Origin of the sequence: Alteromonas halophila, assembly GCF_014651815.1 — a bacterium.
Taxonomy (GTDB): domain Bacteria; phylum Pseudomonadota; class Gammaproteobacteria; order Enterobacterales; family Alteromonadaceae; genus Alteromonas; species Alteromonas halophila.
Genome location: NZ_BMXP01000002.1, coordinates 415,904 through 435,264, shown reverse-complemented (window position 1 = coordinate 435,264; position 19,361 = coordinate 415,904). Strand labels below are relative to the sequence as shown.

General features: G+C 52.1%; 17 protein-coding genes. 6 read left to right on the top strand and 11 right to left on the bottom strand.

Going from position 1 to position 19,361, the window contains the following annotated elements; genetic code table 11:
- Positions 1-36 precede the first annotated feature (36 nt).
- The 5 genes from IE054_RS05990 to folB all read right to left on the bottom strand — a co-directional run bounded on the left by IE054_RS05990 (position 37) and on the right by folB (position 2,874).
- Complete coding sequence (locus IE054_RS05990; protein WP_189404324.1) at positions 37-474, bottom strand: hypothetical protein; 438 nt, start codon at positions 472-474, stop codon at positions 37-39.
- Positions 475-825: 351 nt separating this feature from the next.
- Positions 826-1,194 (bottom strand): histidine triad nucleotide-binding protein, encoded by a 369-nt coding sequence (locus tag IE054_RS05985; protein WP_189404322.1) that lies wholly within the window; start codon positions 1,192-1,194, stop codon positions 826-828.
- A 28-nt stretch (positions 1,195-1,222) separates the two neighbouring features.
- Positions 1,223-2,020, bottom strand: a complete 798-nt coding sequence (locus IE054_RS05980; protein ID WP_189404320.1) for an undecaprenyl-diphosphate phosphatase — start codon at positions 2,018-2,020, stop codon at positions 1,223-1,225.
- Entirely contained in the window at positions 2,017-2,520 is a 504-nt protein-coding gene (gene folK, locus IE054_RS05975; RefSeq protein ID WP_189404318.1) for a 2-amino-4-hydroxy-6-hydroxymethyldihydropteridine diphosphokinase, read from the bottom strand. Before folK ends, IE054_RS05980 begins: the two co-directional genes overlap by 4 nt.
- Complete coding sequence (folB, locus tag IE054_RS05970; RefSeq protein ID WP_189404316.1) at positions 2,521-2,874, bottom strand: dihydroneopterin aldolase; 354 nt, start codon at positions 2,872-2,874, stop codon at positions 2,521-2,523.
- A 125-nt stretch (positions 2,875-2,999) separates the two neighbouring features.
- Here folB and plsY point away from each other — a divergent pair, with 125 nt between their 5' ends.
- Complete coding sequence (gene plsY / locus IE054_RS05965; protein ID WP_189404314.1) at positions 3,000-3,602, top strand: glycerol-3-phosphate 1-O-acyltransferase PlsY; 603 nt, start codon at positions 3,000-3,002, stop codon at positions 3,600-3,602.
- Positions 3,603-3,616: 14 nt separating this feature from the next.
- Here plsY and IE054_RS05960 read toward each other — a convergent pair whose 3' ends face one another.
- Both IE054_RS05960 and tsaD read right to left on the bottom strand, forming a co-directional pair.
- Entirely contained in the window at positions 3,617-4,834 is a 1,218-nt protein-coding gene (locus IE054_RS05960; protein ID WP_373293846.1) for an alkaline phosphatase family protein, read from the bottom strand.
- A 65-nt stretch (positions 4,835-4,899) separates the two neighbouring features.
- The gene (gene tsaD / locus IE054_RS05955; protein ID WP_189404313.1) at positions 4,900-5,940 is read right to left on the bottom strand and encodes a tRNA (adenosine(37)-N6)-threonylcarbamoyltransferase complex transferase subunit TsaD; all 1,041 of its coding nucleotides are present in this window, start codon (positions 5,938-5,940) and stop codon (positions 4,900-4,902) included.
- Between the two features lie 230 nt (positions 5,941-6,170).
- Between tsaD and rpsU the strand changes: the two genes are divergently transcribed.
- The 4 genes from rpsU (at position 6,171) to rpoD (ending at position 10,967) form a co-directional block, all read left to right on the top strand.
- A complete protein-coding gene (gene rpsU / locus IE054_RS05950; protein ID WP_012517258.1) occupies positions 6,171-6,386 on the top strand; it encodes a 30S ribosomal protein S21 in 216 nt (71 codons plus the stop codon).
- 159 nt (positions 6,387-6,545) lie between these two features.
- Positions 6,546-6,992, top strand: a complete 447-nt coding sequence (locus IE054_RS05945) for a GatB/YqeY domain-containing protein (RefSeq protein ID WP_189404311.1) — start codon at positions 6,546-6,548, stop codon at positions 6,990-6,992.
- Between the two features lie 53 nt (positions 6,993-7,045).
- The gene (gene dnaG / locus IE054_RS05940) at positions 7,046-8,827 is read left to right on the top strand and encodes a DNA primase (protein ID WP_189404309.1); all 1,782 of its coding nucleotides are present in this window, start codon (positions 7,046-7,048) and stop codon (positions 8,825-8,827) included.
- 310 nt (positions 8,828-9,137) lie between these two features.
- The gene (gene rpoD, locus IE054_RS05935) at positions 9,138-10,967 is read left to right on the top strand and encodes an RNA polymerase sigma factor RpoD (RefSeq protein ID WP_189404307.1); all 1,830 of its coding nucleotides are present in this window, start codon (positions 9,138-9,140) and stop codon (positions 10,965-10,967) included.
- Positions 10,968-11,044: 77 nt separating this feature from the next.
- Here rpoD and IE054_RS05930 read toward each other — a convergent pair whose 3' ends face one another.
- From IE054_RS05930 to IE054_RS05915, 4 genes are all read right to left on the bottom strand, one after another.
- Entirely contained in the window at positions 11,045-12,664 is a 1,620-nt protein-coding gene (locus IE054_RS05930; protein ID WP_189404305.1) for a methyl-accepting chemotaxis protein, read from the bottom strand.
- Positions 12,665-12,861: 197 nt separating this feature from the next.
- Complete coding sequence (locus IE054_RS05925; protein WP_189404303.1) at positions 12,862-14,022, bottom strand: topoisomerase IV; 1,161 nt, start codon at positions 14,020-14,022, stop codon at positions 12,862-12,864.
- A gap of 19 nt (positions 14,023-14,041) precedes the next feature.
- Complete coding sequence (locus IE054_RS05920) at positions 14,042-17,146, bottom strand: efflux RND transporter permease subunit (RefSeq protein ID WP_189404301.1); 3,105 nt, start codon at positions 17,144-17,146, stop codon at positions 14,042-14,044.
- Between the two features lie 2 nt (positions 17,147-17,148).
- Positions 17,149-18,210 (bottom strand): efflux RND transporter periplasmic adaptor subunit, encoded by a 1,062-nt coding sequence (locus IE054_RS05915; RefSeq protein ID WP_189404299.1) that lies wholly within the window; start codon positions 18,208-18,210, stop codon positions 17,149-17,151.
- A 374-nt stretch (positions 18,211-18,584) separates the two neighbouring features.
- Between IE054_RS05915 and IE054_RS05910 the strand changes: the two genes are divergently transcribed.
- Positions 18,585-19,352: a class II aldolase/adducin family protein gene (locus tag IE054_RS05910; protein ID WP_189404297.1), complete on the top strand. Its 768-nt coding sequence runs from the start codon at positions 18,585-18,587 to the stop codon at positions 19,350-19,352.
- Positions 19,353-19,361 lie beyond the last annotated feature (9 nt).

Sequence of the window (19,361 nt, the reverse complement as noted above, 5' to 3'; positions counted from 1 at the left end):
AGGCGAACTTAATTTTTTTATGTGCCAGCGCGCTTTTTACTGCCGCCATAACTTTACTGTGCCCAATAAATAAAACGTTCCATAAATACAGCATACAATTGAGCTTACTAACCAAAAGGTTATTGAGTTTTGATGTACCACAGGGTCTGAAGTGAGAAATGGACCAACTAAGCCTGCGATGCCTCGTAACAAATAGATGGCAGTGATTAAAACCAGACACGTTTTTAGTAATGGTAATTTAACGATGATGCCTGCACCAGAAAAAGCATATAAGCCCCAGCCGGTAAGAATTGAAGCAATAACCAAAGTTGCAATTGTGGGGTACGGATCTCCCTGAGCAGCGAGTTGAGCCATTCGTTGACCAGCACCAAAAAAGAGATACCAGTCAGGGCCGCCGAAAATACAACTAATATGAAGTAATGCAGCCAAGATGCTTAAACTGCCAGCGATTAATAGTTGATTATTCTTGCGCATTCAAATTCCTATTGGCACCTAACATTTCAATAATGCGGCCCCCAAGAGGCGCATATAAATAATTCACTGTTGGCATAGTACAGCTTTACGCATTCAAATCATAAACTTAGGCAGTTCGCAAAAACTGATAAGTGAAATAAAAAGTAAACAGATAGAACAGCTGTCTGAGGGGGCGCTTTACGTACGAAGAAGACCCTCGGCTGCGCGAGGTTGACGGGCTGGTTACGGCGTCAGGCCGGCTGTTGAACGACAACAAGGAGAGCACAACGCCTCCCCTTGTTGCTTTTATTTATAATGAAAATGTCGTGACCAACGAGCTCCACGAATACATACCGGTTCGGCCTGAATTTTTTATTCCAGAGTTTTTGGTTTGTCGGTAAACGGGGGCCAGCCCAGTAACTTTCCGCCCATGACATGCAGATGAATATGGTAAACCGACTGGCCGCCGAACTCGTTACAGTTCATGACTGTGCGATACCCTTCTTCTGCTATGCCCAGCTCATCGGCAACTTTGGCAGCAACGTAAGACAAATGCCCCACCAGTTCACGGTCGTCCTCTCCAATGTCATTGATGGTAGCAATGGCCTTTTTGGGGATCACCAGAAAATGCACCGGTGCCTGCGGATTGATATCTTTAAATGCCAGCGATAACTCATCTTCATAGAGAATATCAGCCGGTATGTCTTTATTGATAATTTTGGTAAAAATTGTGTCAGCCATTCAAGCTCTCCTTAAAGTCTGTCCCTGCTCAGATGATAAACCATAGCAGACCTACGCCCAGGATCAGCCGGTAGATTACAAACGGCAGCATGCCAATGCGAGAGATCCAGCTTAAAAACAGATAGATACAGGCGTAAGCACTGATAAATGAAAAGCCCGCGCCGTACAGCAGCACCATCCAGTCAACAGGCGCACTCTGACCGATTAAATCGGCCACTGCCAGCGTACCTGCGCCCAGAATCACCGGTATAGACAGTAAAAACGAAAAGCGTGCAGCACTTTCCCTGTCAAGGCCCAGCATTAACCCGGCCGTCATGGTGATCCCAGAGCGTGACGTGCCCGGAATAAGCGCAAGCACCTGAGCAATACCAATGACCATAGCCTGACGCAGAGTCAGTGTCTCTAACTGCTGGGCCCGGCGCGCAAACGCATCGGCGTACCAAAGCAGCAGCCCAAACCCAATGGTGGTGATGGCAATAACCAGCGGGGTGCGGGCATAAAGTTCGATCAGATCTTTTAGCGCAAAGCCGACAATGATCGCCGGTAGGGTGGCCAGAATCACAAACCAGGCCAGCTTACTGTCTGACGATTGCTGACGTCTAAACCCCTGCGTCAGCCAGGCCCCGCTCATGCTGATGATGTCGTTGCGAAAATACAGGATGACTGCCAGTAGACTGCCCACATGCACAGCGACATCGAAAGCCAGCCCCTGTTCCCGCCATCCCAGTAACGCAGAAGGCAGCAGCAGGTGTGCCGAACTGCTGATTGGCAAAAATTCCGTAATTCCCTGAATAATTGCCAGTATAATGATTTCAAATAACGTCAAGGTGCCGCTCTCCATGAAAATTCAACAGGACGCAGATGTTGCCGGGACTTGTCAAACTCATCCCACAGCTGTTGGTAGGTTGTTTGTTTTGCCGGATGGCGATGCGTTGGGACCAGCTCAGCCAGCGGCAGTAACACAAACGCATTGTAAAGAATTTCCTCACGTGGCAGTACTACCGGTGTAGAGGTAACGACATCATCGTAGGTCAGCAGGTCAAGATCCAGCGTGCGGGAGCAAAACTTTTTATCGCCATGCACGCGACCATTATCCGCCTCGATGCGTTTAAGCACATCACAGACCGCTTTCAGCGGCAGTGACGTCTGGGCTTTGATCACCAGGTTATAAAACGCGTCGCCGTCAAAGCCAACCGCTTCGCTTTCGTACACCGACGAACAGCGAATATCTGAAAACGCGCTTTCGAGGGCCTCTCTGGCTTGCCGGGTATGATAGCTGCGCTGGATATTGGAGCCAACGCTTATCAGAATTTCGTGCGTACTCATCTAGTTTGCAGCTCTTGCCATCGACACAGCGACCATCTCGGCATCGGGCAGAATGCCGGGCTTTTCAACTGTCAGTGCCACTTCTGCCACAGAAAACGTATCCAGCAATGAGGTCATCAGTGCCGAACCAAACGCCTCAAGTAACTCAAACCGGCTATCTCCGGCGAAGCTCTGGCAGTGGGCTGCAACAGCCGCATAGTCAATGGTGTCGTTGACCTTATCGCTTGCCATCGCATCACTGAGATCAACCGACAGGACAAGATTAAGTTTGAGGCGGGTCTGGCGCTTACGTTCCCAGTCGTAAACACCAATCAGTGTATCTACCCCCAGCCCTGTTATATGTATTTGTTCCATGACGCTCCCGTTCGCGGGCCCGGCACCTGGTCGAACCAACCAGGAAAAATCAGCACAGTTCTGGTGCAATCTGCCGGTTTTTAGTACTGTGAGACGCAGTTTACCCTGAACCTTCGCAGTAATACATGATTGCAACCATAATTCTGATGATAGGTGTAGCCTACCTGTTTGGCTCACTTTCCAGTGCGGTAGTGATATGCCGGATGTTTGCACTGCCCGATCCGCGTACCGCGGGGTCCGGTAATCCCGGCGCTACCAACGTGCTGCGTCTCGGTGGCCGTTTCCCGGCACTGCTGGTACTGGTGATGGATATATTAAAAGGTACGCTGCCGGTGTACGGCAGTTACTTTTTGGGTATTGAGCCCCTCTACCTTGGCGTTATCGCGATTGCCGCCTGCCTCGGGCACATTTTTCCGCTGTACTTCGGCTTTAAAGGTGGCAAAGCCGTTGCCACGGCGTTTGGTGCGATGCTGCCAATCGGCCTGGATCTGGCGGGATTACTCGTTTTGAGCTGGGCGGTCGTGGTGTTTATCAGTGGCTATTCTTCACTGGGGGCCTTGGTTGCGGTATCACTGGCCCCGCTTTTTACCTTCTTTATTAAGCCGCTGTATACACTGCCCGTGGCCATGCTGTCGATTCTTATTATCGCGCGGCATCGAGGCAATATTGTGCGCCTGCTAAATCGCACAGAAAGCCGGATCTGGGATAAAGGCCGTATAAAAGAATAAGCCGCCCTGCCCTTTTACTGCTCTGCCGTAAGCCCCTCACGAAGCACGGACACCTCACCGTCTATCTCACTTAACAGAGGCAGACCCAGTATTTCTGCCATTGCCGGATACACCTCCAGATTGCTCACCGGCGGCAGCGTTGCCCCCTGCTTAAACGCCGGCCCGGTCGCCACGAACAACCCGCCCATATCCGGGTGCTGGGGGGGATAACCATGGCCGCCCAGACTAGTGTAGGTATTATCAGCGTCGGTAAAGCGTGCCGGCGGTATGGCCTCCAGTATAATATCGCCGGTTCTTGGCCCCTGACTGAAGTGGCGTTGCTCGCGCTGCGACGGACTTAACACACGATACGCCCCCTGACTGGTTTCCTTCAGTACATCGGCCTGCCAGGCAATCGTTTTTGCATCGGTACCGGGTTTCGCATAGAGCATCATCTGGGCATCGTTATTTTCTGCAATAAACGCGCTGTTGTTAATCGCCAGACTGTCACGACCTATCACCGCATCCGGGTTGAGCTCAGTCATACCGTGATCAGAGACAATGATCAGGTTCACGGCAACAGGTAGTGCGGCCAGGCGCCGCTGAAGCTGGCCAATCAGTGCGTCGACCTGCCTGACCGCGTCGCGGGTCTCCTGCGCGTCGGGGCCTGCGTCATGACCGACCGAATCGACCAGAGAAAAATACCCGGCCACGAAGCGCGGGCGCTGTGCGTCCGGCAACGACAACCAGCTGACAATTTGATCGACCCGCTGTTGATAATCGGCATACTTGGAATAGGCATAATGATAGGTTGGCAGTGCGCCGTTAATCCGCGCATCCGATTCCGGCCAGAAAAAAGTGGCGGCTTTTTTACCGTGAAACTCAACTAAGTTCCAGAACGGCAATGCATGTATCCAGGTACTGTCCTGCCGGCCTTTACCCATGCTGTAGTGGGCATACCCGTCACCATCCGGGCGGCGTTTATCATAAAAGTCATTATTCACAATGCCATGATTAACCGGTCTGAGGCCTGTGACAATCGACAGGTGATTGGGAAAGGTATTGGCCGGGTACACCGGTGTCAGACGTTCGGCGCGCACGCCGTTTTTCGCCATGGCAGCCAGCGACGACGCGTCGTGCTTTTCAATATAGTCATGCCTGAAGCCGTCCAGCGACATAAGCACCACATGTTGCTCATTAACGTCAGTGCCGGCCGCCGTGGCGTTTGCACAGGTCAGCCCTGACCAGAGCAGCAATAAAGGCAGTAATGCCAGTGCTGACTTTCGGATGTGAGTGATAGCGCTGCGTGCACGCACGATCACAATGCCGTCTCCGACTGCGCGGTTGCTACCGGCGCCAGACTGTCCAGCGGCCACCGGGGTGTTGCTTTGGCAGACAGGTCACTGGTCTGGCCGGCTTTAAGTCGCTGCATGCCGGCATAGGCAATCATGGCGCCGTTATCGGTACAAAACTCAAGTTTCGGATAGAACACCTCGCCCCTCAAGTCATCCATCATCGCCTGCATTTGTTGGCGCAGTGCACGGTTGGCACTGACGCCGCCTGCAATGACCAGTCGTTTAAGTCCGGTTTGTTTAAGCGCCCTGCGACACTTTATGCGCAGCGTATCGACCACCGCCTCCTGAAACGCATAGGCGATATTAGCGCGGGTTTGCTCGCTGTCATCAGCATCACGGATAGTATTGGCAGCAAAGGTTTTTAGTCCACTGAAGCTAAAGTCCAGACCGGGACGGTCTGTCATCGGACGCGGAAACTGATAATGGCCGCCCTCGCCCTGATCAGCAAGCTTTGCCAGCAGCGGGCCACCGGGGTAATCCAACCCTAACAGCTTGGCTGTTTTGTCAAAGGCTTCGCCGGCAGCATCGTCGATTGACTCGCCCAGCACCTCGTACTCGCCGATACCTGCCACCTTGACCAGCATGGAGTGGCCGCCAGAGACCAGTAGCGCCACAAAAGGAAATGCCGGGACATTGTCTTCCAGCATAGGCGCCAGCAGATGCCCCTCCATATGATGCACGCCCACCGTAGGCAGTCCCCAGGCATAGGCCAGTGAACGCGCCACGGACGAGCCGACCAGTAACGCGCCGACCAGACCGGGCCCCTGCGTATAGGCAATACCATCCAGCTCGCTGTGATGGGTATCTGCATCGGTAAGCGCTTTGGTAATAAGTGGCAACAGCTTTCTGACATGATCCCGCGACGCCAGTTCAGGCACTACGCCACCATAGTCAGCATGCAGCTTCACCTGACTGTATAGCTCGTGTGACAATAAGCCATGTTTATCATCATAAACCGCCACGCCGGTTTCATCACAGGACGTTTCAATACCTAATATTCGCATACCACTGCCTTTTGCTGGGCTTTTTCTCAAACCCGCTGAGTGTATCGTTTTCTACGCGTATCGTGAATGGCAGACGCAGGATTAAGGGCAATTATTGTTTATTTTTTGGCAAATCAGACTTTACATCGGATCCAGATATGATTAGAATTTCGCACCATTTTTAGCCCGGGTGCCACTTTTCGTGCATAAATTAACCCGGAACAACTGTTAAGTTTTGAGGTGATTTTTTAATGCCTATCGTTAAAGTAAGAGAAAACGAGCCGTTTGATGTTGCGCTTCGTCGTTTTAAGCGTTCTTGTGAAAAAGCAGGCGTTCTGTCTGAAGTACGTCGTCGCGAATTTTTCGAGAAGCCTACGTGGGAACGCAAGCGTAAAAAAGCTGCCGCTAAAAAGCGTCATCTTAAAAAGCTGGCTCGCGAAAACGCTCGCCGCGTGAAACTCTACTAAGACAGGGTTCATTATTATCCCGAAAGGTGTTGCTTGTGCAGCACCTTTCGTGTTTCTGCGCCCTGAAAAAAGTGAAAGTTGTCTCTTCTTGGTGAAATCACCATGGTATCCTAGTTATTCATTCCCCTAAATCAAATAATCACATGGGTTAGCATAGTCATGGCATTAAAAGATGAATTAAGCGCTGCACAGAAAGAAGCAATGCGCGCAAAGGATAAAACCCGCTTAGGTACAATCAGAATGGCGCTGGCTGCCATCCGGCAGCGCGAAATTGATGAACAAATTACGCTGAGCGATACTGACGTACTGGCGATCCTGACTAAAATGGTCAAGCAGCGCCAGGATGCCGCTGCTCAGTATGATGACGCTGGCCGTGATGATCTGGCCAGTAAAGAGCGTGAAGAAATCACCGTTCTTGAAGACTTTATGCCGGCGCCGCTAAGTGATGCAGAGCTTGATACGCTGATTGATGATGCAGTCACAGCCACAGGCGCCAGCGGCATGCAGGATATGGGTAAGGTCATGGGCACACTCAAGCCACAGGTACAGGGCCGCGCCGATATGGGTGCTGTCAGTCAGAAAATTAAAGCCCGGCTTAACCAGTAACGACGGCGACCGGATGCAGCGCATCCGGTACGCTGCAAATAGTGATAACCCAGATGGCAGGAAAGATCCCCCGCGACTTTATTGACGATCTACTCGCGCGCACCGATGTCGTGGATATCGTCGACAGCCGTGTAAAACTTAAGAAAGCCGGTAAAAACTACCAGGCCTGCTGCCCGTTTCACAATGAAAAAACGCCGTCCTTTACCGTAAGTCAGGATAAACAGTTCTACCACTGTTTTGGCTGTGGCGCACATGGCAATGCTATTTCTTTCATGATGGAATTTGACCGCCTCGACTTTGTCGAAGCCATCGAAGAGCTGGCCCGCTACCACAGCCTTGAGGTGCCCCGCGAAAAAGGACACCTGCCGCAACGCACTGAACAGGAGCGCCAGCAGCAGCAGGATGATTATGCCCTCATGGAGCAGGTCGCCCGCTTTTATCAGCAACAGCTGCGCTCGCACGACAACCGGCAGCAAGCGATTGATTACCTGAAGTCGCGGGGGCTGTCCGGCGAAGTGGTCAAACACTGGGAAATAGGCTTCGCGCCAGAGAGCTGGGATGCCGTGCTGAGTACGTTTGGTACATCGGAACAACGCATACAGCAACTTATCGATCTGAAGCTGATAAACCGCAATGACAGCGGTAAGCAGTATGACTTTTTCCGCAACCGCATTATGTTCCCCATCCGTGATCGGCGGGGTCGCGTGGTTGGCTTTGGTGGCCGGGTACTGGAAGACGGCGGACCGAAATACCTGAACTCGCCGGAAACCCGCATCTTTCATAAAGGCCGGGAATTGTACGGGTATTATCAGGCGCGTCAGCAAAACCGGCAGCTCAATACCGTAATGGTGGTTGAAGGCTATATGGATGTGGTGGCCTTAAGTCAGTTCGGCATCAATAATGCTACTGCCGCCCTTGGTACCGCTACTACGCCCGAGCATATTCAGATGTTGCTGCGCAGTTCCTCACAGGTCGTTTGTTGCTACGATGGCGATCGCGCCGGTCGCGATGCGGCCTGGCGAGCACTTGAGAATGCGCTGCCAGCGCTGAAAGACGGTGTCCAGTTGTCGTTTCTCTTTCTGCCTGACGGCGAAGACCCTGATACCATGGTGAGAAAAGTCGGTCAGGATGGTTTTACAGAACTACTCAGCAAGGCCATGCCGTTGTCGCAGTTTTTCTTCGACTCGCTGTTAAAAAATCACAATGTCGGTACGCCCGAAGGAAAACTGGCACTGAAATCCGCGGCGCAGCCACTAATAGACCAGATAGACGGTGACGATCAACGCCTGTTGCTCGAAGAAGAACTGGCCAAACATACGAAAGAGTATGACCGCTTTCGTTTACAGCACGACATTAAGCAGGCCAACACCCGCAGTTCCCGTGCAGCGCCCTCTCCATCTGCTATGTACACCAATAAATCACGGGTCTCGCCACTGCGTATGATGGTACGCCTGCTGGTAGAACATCCGCCACTGGCAAGCGAGTGCCCAGATGTCGACCCCGCTATTCTGGCGGATTCTGGTTTACCCGGTATGCCGGTGTTGATCGCTGTACATCAATATTGCCAGCAGCACCCAGCCTCCTCCACCGCCCAGTTGATTGAAAACTTTCGCGCTGATCCCCATTCACAGGCTATCGGTAAGTTATTAGGACAGGAACATTTAGTTAGCGACGACGACGCACAACAGGTTTACGTGGACAGTTTTGCCCGTTTACTGGACTGGCATTTTGACAGCCGAATCGACACCTTGCTGTCACGGGCCAGGGTGCAATCGTTAACACAGGTTGAAAAACAGGAACTCAACCTGCTGATGAAAGAGCGTCAGCGCAGCTAAGAGAGATCCGTATATATCATACATTGCACTTGGCGACGCTTTTTTAGTCAGCAATGTGAGGCGGCCTCTGGTCAAAATAGCTTTAAATCTGCTATACTGGCTAATTCGCTTATGACCGCGTGTTGGTTTAGACAACCATTGCAATCATCGCGGCAAAGTAAATCAATAAGCCGGATAGCGGGCAGCAAGACCCGTGCAGGTGTCAGCAAATATGACACCAGGCGGAAGCGGCATCGATACGATAGCGAAAGTGTTGAAGTAAGCATCCACTATTCGTGCAACTTAATTGAATGTTAGAAGTGTAGGGTATATGGCGCAAAGCAAGCAGTCTCAGATTAAGCTCCTGATTGCAAAAGGTAAAGAGCAAGGGTATCTGACCTTTGCGGAAGTAAATGACCACCTGCCGCAAGACATCATCGATTCTGATCAAATCGAAGATATTATCCGCATGATCAATGACATGGGCATACAGGTGTCAGAAGCCGCTCCGGATTCTGATGAACTGCTCATGCAGGAAGCCACCGCCGATGAGGATGCAGCGGAAGCTGCCGCACAGGCGCTGGCCACCGTCGAAAGCGAAATTGGCAGAACCACCGACCCTGTCCGCATGTACATGCGGGAAATGGGAACCGTAGAACTGCTGACCCGCGAAGGCGAAATTGAAATCGCAAAACGCATTGAAGATGGTATTAACCAGGTTCAGTGCTCCGTGGCCGAGTATCCGGAGGCCATTACCTACCTGTTGGATCAGTGGGATTTGTATGAAGCCGAAGAGATTCGTCTAAGCGACATTATCTCTGGGTTTGTTGATCCTGATGACGAGCAGGATATGGCACCAACGGCAACGCATGTCGGCTCTGAGTTGTCAGAAGAAGAGCTTGAAGACGAAGATGACGACGAAGACGAGGACGACGAAGAAGAAGATACCGGCGTAGATCCTGAGCATGCGCGCGCCAAGTTCCAGGAGCTGCGTGACCAGTATGCCGTAACCCGTGGCGTTATCGAGAAGAAAGGCCGTTCGCACAAAGAAGCGCGTGAGCAAATCGAAGCGCTGAGCAATATTTTCAAAGAGTTCCGCCTGGTACCGAAGCAATTTGACCGCATGGTTAAAAACATGCGTGCCATGATGGACAAGGTCCGTATTCAGGAACGTCTGGTGATGAAATATTGCGTTGTGAACGCAAAGATGCCGAAGAAAGAATTCATTCGCGCATTTGCTGGCAACGAAACTTCAACAGACTGGCTGAGCGAAGCCATTGATACCGGCGACGCTTATACCGACGTGTTAAAAGCGCACCGCGAAGAAATTGAGCGCTGTATTGCCAAAATGAACCAGGTTGAGCAGGAAACCGGGTTGGTGATCGCCGATATTAAAGACATTAACCGTCGCATGTCGATTGGTGAAGCCAAAGCACGCCGGGCCAAGAAAGAAATGGTCGAGGCCAACCTGCGTCTGGTAATTTCAATCGCCAAAAAGTACACCAACCGTGGCTTGCAGTTCCTTGACCTCATTCAGGAAGGCAACATCGGCCTGATGAAAGCGGTAGATAAATTTGAATACCGCCGTGGTTATAAGTTCTCAACCTATGCCACCTGGTGGATCCGTCAGGCAATCACGCGGTCTATTGCAGATCAGGCCCGTACGATCCGTATTCCTGTGCACATGATCGAGACAATCAACAAGCTGAACCGGATTTCCCGTCAGATGCTTCAGGAAATGGGGCGCGAGCCAACGCCGGAAGAGCTGTCCGAACGCATGCTAATGCCTGAAGACAAAATCCGTAAAGTGCTGAAAATTGCCAAAGAGCCCATTTCAATGGAAACCCCCATTGGCGATGACGAAGATTCGCATCTGGGTGACTTCATTGAAGACAGTACCATTATTCAGCCACTGGACTCTGCTACCGGAGGCAGCCTGAAAAATGCTACACAAGAAGTACTGGCCGGTCTTACCGCCCGTGAAGCTAAGGTACTGCGTATGCGTTTTGGTATCGATATGAACACGGACCACACGCTGGAAGAAGTGGGCAAGCAGTTTGACGTTACCCGTGAGCGTATCCGGCAGATTGAAGCGAAAGCGTTACGTAAGCTTCGCCACCCAAGCCGTTCAGAACAGTTGCGCAGCTTCCTCGACGAGTAGCGCGAATTGCATTGGGTAATACGCAAAAAGCCGGCATATGCCGGCTTTTTTGTTTTTGACGCTATGTCTGTTTTACTTTACACCCTAAACTGCTTGGCAATAGCTTCCAGGTTCTGCGCCAGATCGGCCAGCTCGTTACACATACTTCCCAACTGATCAGAGCGTTCAGCGGTTTCCTCGGTACGCACATGAATGACATCAACATGCTTAACAATGTCAGATGCCACATTGCGCTGGTCCTCGGTATTACGCGCAATTTGCTCGTTCATGCTATTGATACGGCCAATGGTACTGGTGATGGTTTCCAGGCTGGCACCTGCCCGGTTGGCAGTATCGACGCTGGCGCCGGCCTGCTCGGTCCCCCGCGCCATCACATCCACGGCAGATTTTGCAGCGCTCTGTAACTGCTCAATGGTGTTCTGAATCTCTTCTGTTGACTGTTGCGTGCGCGAGGCCAGCGTTCTGACTTCATCGGCAACCACGGCAAAGCCTCTGCCCTGCTCGCCGGCCCTAGCGGCTTCAATTGCGGCGTTTAATGCCAGCAGATTGGTTTGCTCGGCAATCCCCTTGATGACATCAAGAACAGAGCCGACTTTATTACTGTCTTGTTCAAGCCGGCCAATCACCCCCGCGGTTTCCCGCACATTCTCTGCCAGTTGCTGAATACTTGCTACCGTTTGCTCAACAATCTGTTTGCCTTCCGTTGCCGCGTCGGTTGCTTCACCGGCATCGTTAGCAGCCTGTGCGGCACTTTGTGCGACATCGTCTACCGAGTGACTCATGGTGTCAACGGCGTGCTTGGCATCCCCCGCCGCAGCCTGCTGGACATCAATCGTCCGTCCGGTTTCTTCGGTCAGGCCACGCAGGTCCTGCGCCAGGTTGGACAACGGTAAGCTGGCCTCAACCACATCTTTTACCACGCCCTGGAGTTTATCCATAAACTGATTGAACCAGTAGACCAAATCGCCGATTTCATCTTTGCTGTTAGTTGAAATACGTACGGTCAGATCCCCGTTTTCCTGTGCAATATCTTTTAGCGAGCGAACCACATCAACAATGCTTTGGGTAATGCCGCGCACGATCGGAATGGCTGTCGCAAACAGTATCAGCGTCATCACGATGCTAATCACTATCCCAGTGCTGATCAGCGAGGTATTGGCACTCTCGGTATCACTGAAGGCCTGTTCAAACTCTGCCTGCTGCTTATCTCTGAACACGCTCATCGCGCTAACTGCGTCGTCAAAGGAGGCATTCATCTGTTCTGACAACTGACCAATACGGCTAAAATCTGCGGTTCCGTCAATCATGGATCGGGAAACATCGTGCGCAACAGAGAAGTAGTCGTTAAAGCCCTCTCGAATGCGGCTTATTTCGCCGCTGAAACCGCCGCTGATAGCGACAATCTGATCAAGCCCGGTATCAACATTTTCTGCCAGCTGCTCGGCCTGCAAGAGCGTGTCTTCATCCCCTGTCGTCACAGCACTGGACAGCGTATCACGCACCTCCCGCATATCCACCAGCGTCGACGCCGACAGCTGCAGTGCGGGAAACTGAACCTTCTGCGCACGATCAAGCAGCTCACCATTATCAAGTGCGGTGTAAATGGTTATCAGCAGATAAACCACAAAGCTGAGGACAGCAATGCCGGGAATTAAAAATATCTTTGTTGCTATCGGCATTCTCGTTAAAAAACTCATCCGCACCTGCTCCTTTTGTAATGGGATATACCAGTATGTGCGCAACCTGGCACCTTGGGATGATTTTGTCATCGCTACACCGCTCATGACAGTTAAACGACGACAGTTCTGTTCACCCTTTCCTAGTTATATCCCCACATTTTGCTAAACCTTTAGTAAGTAGTAAGGCGACACTCACCCTGTGCCGCCTTACTCGTTTAAAAGGTATAATTTACTCCGACTCTCAGTAGTGTGGCATCATTTAATGCATTTCGCTTATCCTCATACCAGGTCATACCAGCTTTGAGTGCAAGTCCCGGCTGGACATCGTAGCGCACGCCAGCGGTCACGGCCGCAGTTTCTGCAGCCTGGGTGGCCACGATACCCTGTGCGGTCTGATAGAGCTGAGCCCAGCCGGCATCCAGTGCGGTATCTCCGGTGGAAATCGTGCCTGGCAACCCAGCCAGATAACCAAACTGATCGCTGTTGTCTGCCTCTTCCCGCTCATAGGTAATATGCGGCGTGAACTTGCCTATACGCATACCGGCCGTTACATACCAGGCATCGTTAACTGCAATCACAGACTCATCCACGTCTACTCGGGTGTATTCGGCTCCCAAAAACCAGTCATACTTATCAATGTCGACTGCAAGTTCAAAGAAGGTGCCTGAGTCATCGTCGATATTCAGGTTGTCTGCAACGCCTGGCGCAGTGCTGACGACCTGCCCAAACTGACGAAGTCCGGCAATAAAGCCCTCGTAATCATCGTTTTGTGCGCTGACACTACCGACACCATAAAGGGCTCTGGCGCTAAACCAGTCACGGGTAACGTCCATAGAGACACTCACCACATTCGTCAGAGTCAGGTTTGCCGGCGTACCGGCAATCAGTGTGTCAGTTTCAATGCGCCCGGCCGTAAGCTGACCGCTGTACTCCCAGTTGCCAACGTAGTTCTGATAATCTACCCGGACCCCGTCAATATTGTTGTAATCAATGTTGTAGACCGATTGAGGCGGGGTTATCCAGTGATAGGCATAGCCAACATCCAGTGAGGATGAATATTTAAATAGCGGAACCCGTAAACGGCCAGCACTGATGCTGGTATTGGGCGTGACTGAATACGTCATATATGCCCACTCAAAGTCAGCGTCGTAGTCTTCACTTCCGCGCCCTACCAGCTGCGCAGTGGCTGATAGCTTGTCGCTGATTTCGCCGCGCACCTGCAGGCCAAAAACGGACGCTGGCTTAAAGCCAAAGTCGCTGTCGTAACCATACACTGCCTCATCATCGTCCAGTGTCATGCCGCCGATAAAATTAGCGAAACCGTTAATTTGAGTGTCTGCAATGCCAGGAAAGTAACAGCGGAAAAGCCCGCGCATCAGCACGGGCAAGGGCTGCTTAGTCGTCCGCTTTATTGTAGGGAATGGAAGCGTTAAGCGCTTCCAGGCGCTTGGTGCGTTTAAGCGGCGAATTGGTATGTTTGGCCATCCATAGGTATGCCGTTGGAACCACATACAACGTCATGAACGCCGATACCAGTACCCCTGAAAATATCACCATACCTATGGCCATCCGGCTTTCTGCGCCGGGACCACTTGCCAGCACCAGCGGCAGTGAGCTGAAGATAGTGGTAAAACCGGTCATAACGATAGGTCGCAAGCGTTGTGTGGCTGCTTTTTTCAGTGCGGCTTCGAAGGCCATACCGGCATCCCGCAACTGATTGGCGAACTCAACAATGAGAATGCCGTTTTTCGCCGCCAGACCGATCAGCATGACCAGGCCTATCTGGCTGTAAATATTCACCGACATATCCGCCAGGTAGAGTCCGATGTACGCGCCGACCAGTGCCAGCGGCACCGACAGCATAATCACCAGCGGATGGATCCAGCTTTCAAACTGCGCGGCCAGTATCAGGTAAGTCACTGCCAGCGCCAGTATAAACACATAAATAAAGGAGTTACCGGCCTCCTGGTAAAGCTGGGACTCTCCCTTATAGTCTATCGACACTGCCTCGGGCAGCTCTTCTGCGACAATATTCTCCAGGTAAGTGAGTGCTTCGCCTACGGTATATCCTTCAGCAAGATTTGCGGATATTGTGATTGCGCGCATGCGGTTATAACGGTTCAGTTGTGCTGACGTCGCCTGCTCAGTGAATGACACCAGATTATCCATGGGGATCAGTTCACCGGTGCGATTTGAGCGAACATAAAGATTATCAATGCTGCTCGGGCTGCGGTAATCGGCTTCAATGCCTTCCATGATCACGTCATACTCTTCGCCCCGGTCCAGATACGTCGAGACGCGGCGCTGGCCCAGCATGACCTCGAGCGTGCGGCCAATATCAGAGATAGATACACCCAGGTCAGCGGCACGGTCTCGGTCGATATTTACCAACAGCTGCGGTGAGGTTTCTTTGTAGTCTGAGTCCAGTCTCACCAAATTGGGGTTTTCTGCGGCCTTTTGCATGACCGTATCGCGCCAGGCCACCAGATTCTCATAAGTATCGCCCTGCAAAACAAACTGCACTGGACGACCAAAGCCACCGGCAATGCCGCTTCGCATAATGGCGAAAGCGCGCACATCGGGCACGGTATTGAGCTTTTCACTGATCTCGTCCATCAGTTCAAAGGTGCTGTATTCGCGCTCGTCCCAGGCTGCCGCTCCCACAATGGCAATCCCCGCATTGCCGCCAAAGCCCGGTGTTCTGACCAGCAGCCGGCTGATTGTGCCGTCGTCACGGTAAGGCATCAGAATCGCCTCAATTTTGCGCAGATTATCGGCATTACTCTCAAAGCTGGCCCCTTCCTGCGCCTGCATCAGAATAAAAAAGTTCCCCCTGTCCTCGCGCGGCACAAATTCACTGGGTACCCGATTAGACAACTGAATAATTGCGGCAATAGCAATGAGGAGCAGTAAGACCATCGCCACAGGCTGATGCAGCGTTTTTGCCAGACTATTAAAATAGCCAGTTTCCAGCGCCGTAAACCTGGCGTCCATCCAGCTGCCGAAGCCCGAGGTCCGCTCCCTTTTTTTCAGCAGCAACGACGACATCATGGGAGAAAGGGTGAGTGCCGTGAAACTGGAAAACGCGACGGCTGCGGCAATCGCCAGCGCAAACTCAGTAAACAGCCGACCGATGTTACCTTCCAGAAATACCAGTGGCACAAATACAGAAATCAGCACCAGGGTGGTCGCAATAACAGCAAAGCCTACTTCTTTAGCGCCACGATACGCCGCCAGTAGCGAGGGCTCGCCCATCTCGATTCGCCGATAGATATTCTCCAGCACTACTATTGCATCATCCACAACCAGACCAATCGCCAGCACCATGGCCAGCAACGTCAGCAGGTTGATCGAAAAGCCCAACGCATACATCACAATGAATGCGCCAATCAGCGACACAGGGACTGTCACGGCTGGAATAAGCGTGGCGCGGATGTTCCCCAGGAATAGGTAAATCACGATCACTACCATCAGCATGGCAATACCCAGCGTGTTGTATACCTCACTGATGGATTCTTCAATGAATACCGAGGAGTCATAACTCGGCACAATAAAGATGTTATCGGGCAGGGTCTGGCTGATTTCATTGATGCGCGCTTTCGCCGCTCGCGCCACTTCCAGTGTGTTGGCTTTTGACTGTTTCACCACGCCCAGCCCAATCATATTGACGCCGTCACCCCGAAATTCGGTTTCATCGTCAACGGCAGCCAGCTTGACATTGGCAATCTCGCCAAGCCGCACCAGATAACCATCGTCGCCAACGGCCACCGTCAGACTGGCGAAATCATCGGGTGTCAGGAAACTGCGCGCCACTCTGACTTCAAAGTTGCGGTCAGTGGATTCAACTTCACCGGCGGGCAGCTCAACATTTTCTGAACGGATCACAGACTCTACGTCGGCCACAGTGATGCCACGGGCGGCCATGGCGTTACGGTCCAGGAAGACCTTCATGGCATAGGTACGTCCGCCGCCGACCCTGACCCGGGCGACCCCATCAACAATCGACAGCCTGTCTACCAGATATCGCTCGGCGTAATCCGTCAGCTCCATGGTATTAAGATTGGTGCTTCGTAAGTTGTACCAGACCACCACACTTTCATCAGAGTTCGCTTTGGCAACTTCCGGCGGATCGGCCTGATCAGGCAAATTATTCAGAGCCCGGCTGACCCGTTCGCGAACGTCATTGGCTGCGGCGTCAATATCCCGGCTTAGCTTAAACTCAATAGTGATGTCTGAGCGCCCGTTGCGACTGCTGGAGGTAATATTTTTAATGCCTTCAATGCCGGATATCCTGTCTTCCAGCAACTGAGTAATGCGGGTTTCAATAATATTGGCCGAGGCACCGGGGTAGTTGGTGTTTATCGACACAATAGGCGGATCGATGTCAGGGTATTCACGCAGCGACAGCATGCTGAATGCAACAACACCAAAGATAATCAGCAGCAGATTCACTACCGTGGCAAAAACCGGCCGCTTAACAGAGACGTCAGATAACAACATGGTTATGCGTCCTCACCGGCATTAAGCACACTGACCCTGGAGCCATCACGCACCCGCAGTGTGCCTTCAGTCACAATCTGACTTCCTTCATCAAGCCCCTCTGTGACCTGCACCTGGCCGGGCTTTCTGATGCCTATAGTCACTGCCTGCTGTGTTACCGTGTCTCCCTCCAGCACAAACACAAACTGCTTATCCTGCACCGGCACCAGGGCTTTTTCCGGGATAACCAGCGTATCCAGCACGCGCTTTTCAACTACAATCGTAAGCAGCATACCCGGTCGCAGGCGACTGTCAGCATTATCAATAAGGGCCCGCACCATGACCGAGCGCGTTACCGGATCGACCCGGGAGCCGATGGTACTCACCTTGCCTTCAAAACTCGCCTGCGGGTAAGCCGCAGAGGTTGCCGAAATACGCTGGCCTGCAGAAAGGCTGGCAAGGTGCCGCTCGGCAACACTGAAGTCGACCTTGATCACGCTGATATCATCCAGCGTGGTAATAATATCCGCTGGGCGCACCAGCGAGCCTTTACTTATCTCTCTGATGCCAAGCAGCCCGGCAAACGGGGCCGCAATTTGCAAATCCTGAAGCTGCGCGCGCGCCACATCCAGTTGCGCAGTCAGTGCTTCTACTCGGGCTTGCTGTTCATCCAGCAACTGCTCTGAGGCGGCGCTGGACTGACGCAGGTTTTGGATACGGTCACGCTGACGTTGTGCCTCAGCAATATTGGCCTTCAATTCATCGATGCGCGCTTTTTCTTCATCATTATTAAGTTGTACTAACAGCGCGCCAGCGGCTACCGTGTCGCCATCGTCGAAATGAATACTGTGCACGGTGTCGGTTACCTGAGCGGTGATGGACACTGACTCGTTAGCTGTCGCAGTACCCAGCGCTTCTATGGTTACTGGAAAACTTTGCCGTGTAACGGTTGCCACGCGCACCGGTGTGGCCTGTGCCTGTTGCTGATTGCCCTGCTCTGATTGTGGCAGATTGATGTAAGCCAGCACCGCTCCCAGTGCGATAACGGCGAGGATCAGTGGCGATAGTTTACCCGCGAGACGCATACGCTTTATTTCCTTTTTAGCAAAGCCGGCGTGTACCGACCGTAGCTCACCCGATTGAGCATTGTTATTATATAGGGATCCGTCGTATTGTGGGGCCTGGTTGGAATAACCGTCACCATCACACAACAACGTGGGTTGTTATACTTTGAGTGTACGCAGTTCTGGCTCATATAACGGGAGACTTATCAGGGATTTTAGGGGATTTACCGCTTTTTGGATGGCAAGTCGCCAGCAAAACGCAGTGACTGAGCACCCGCCGTGTGCAACAGCCCGTCATGACGTCTCTGGCCAAAGCGCGGCAAAGTACGCAATAATCTTAAACAAACGAGAAGTTTGCTTACCCGTCTGTTTTTACTCGTAAAGAGAGGTTTGTATTGTTTGAATTACCATCATTACACATAAAAGACACCGTATCTGAACAGGAGTGGCGTATCAGAGTCGATCTTGCCGCCTGTTACCGGCTGGTTGCCGATATGGGCTGGGGCGATCTGATTTACACGCATATATCTGCCAAAGTACCGGGTACCGAGCACTACCTGGTCAACGCGTTTGGCCTGGCGTTTGAAGAGGTCACAGCCTCTAACCTGGTAAAAGTCGATCTCAGTGGCAATATCATTGGTGATTCTCCGTATTCCATTAACCCCGCGGGATTTACCATTCACAGCGCCATTCACGAAGCACGTAAGGACGCACACTGCATTTTGCACTTACACACCAAAGCCACCATTGCGGTTGCGTCCTGTGAGGGGGGCTTGCAGCCATGGAGTCAGTATTCTCTGTTTTCCCTGCCCTCTCTGAGCTACCACGGATACGAAGGCCTGGCGGTTGAAGATGGCGAACGTGCCCGTCTGCAGTCTGATCTGGGCGAGACTAATCATATGCTGTTGCATAATCATGGTGGTCTGACACTCGGCGAAACTGTCGGGGATGCGTTTATGCGCTTTTATGACTTACAGCGTGCCTGTGAAATCCAGATAGAGCTGATGCAAATGAATGCGCCCGTCATCGAAATTCCAGAGACCATCGTGGATAACATTTATGCCCAGGCAAGCAAAGTACACAGTGGTGAAACCGGCGGACAAAAAGCCTGGCCTGCCATGCTGCGCAAAGCATATCGTCTTGATCCCGGTTTTTGCGAGTAACCACTTACT

Excerpts from the sequence above, each read along its gene's own strand:
- IE054_RS05925 (WP_189404303.1), bottom strand. The coding sequence starts at position 14,022 with ATGCGCGGGCTTTTCCGCTGTTACTTTCCTGGCATTGCAGACACTCAA.
- IE054_RS05930 (WP_189404305.1), bottom strand. The coding sequence starts at position 12,664 with ATGAGTTTTTTAACGAGAATGCCGATAGCAACAAAGATATTTTTAATT.
- IE054_RS05915 (WP_189404299.1), bottom strand. The coding sequence starts at position 18,210 with ATGCGTCTCGCGGGTAAACTATCGCCACTGATCCTCGCCGTTATCGCA.
- IE054_RS05920 (WP_189404301.1), bottom strand. The coding sequence starts at position 17,146 with ATGTTGTTATCTGACGTCTCTGTTAAGCGGCCGGTTTTTGCCACGGTA.
- plsY (WP_189404314.1), top strand. The coding sequence starts at position 3,000 with ATGATTGCAACCATAATTCTGATGATAGGTGTAGCCTACCTGTTTGGC.
- folK (WP_189404318.1), bottom strand. The coding sequence starts at position 2,520 with ATGAGTACGCACGAAATTCTGATAAGCGTTGGCTCCAATATCCAGCGC.
- folB (WP_189404316.1), bottom strand. The coding sequence starts at position 2,874 with ATGGAACAAATACATATAACAGGGCTGGGGGTAGATACACTGATTGGT.
- IE054_RS05945 (WP_189404311.1), top strand. The coding sequence starts at position 6,546 with ATGGCATTAAAAGATGAATTAAGCGCTGCACAGAAAGAAGCAATGCGC.
- dnaG (WP_189404309.1), top strand. The coding sequence starts at position 7,046 with ATGGCAGGAAAGATCCCCCGCGACTTTATTGACGATCTACTCGCGCGC.
- tsaD (WP_189404313.1), bottom strand. The coding sequence starts at position 5,940 with ATGCGAATATTAGGTATTGAAACGTCCTGTGATGAAACCGGCGTGGCG.
- rpsU (WP_012517258.1), top strand. The coding sequence starts at position 6,171 with ATGCCTATCGTTAAAGTAAGAGAAAACGAGCCGTTTGATGTTGCGCTT.
- IE054_RS05985 (WP_189404322.1), bottom strand. The coding sequence starts at position 1,194 with ATGGCTGACACAATTTTTACCAAAATTATCAATAAAGACATACCGGCT.
- rpoD (WP_189404307.1), top strand. The coding sequence starts at position 9,138 with ATGGCGCAAAGCAAGCAGTCTCAGATTAAGCTCCTGATTGCAAAAGGT.
- IE054_RS05990 (WP_189404324.1), bottom strand. The coding sequence starts at position 474 with ATGCGCAAGAATAATCAACTATTAATCGCTGGCAGTTTAAGCATCTTG.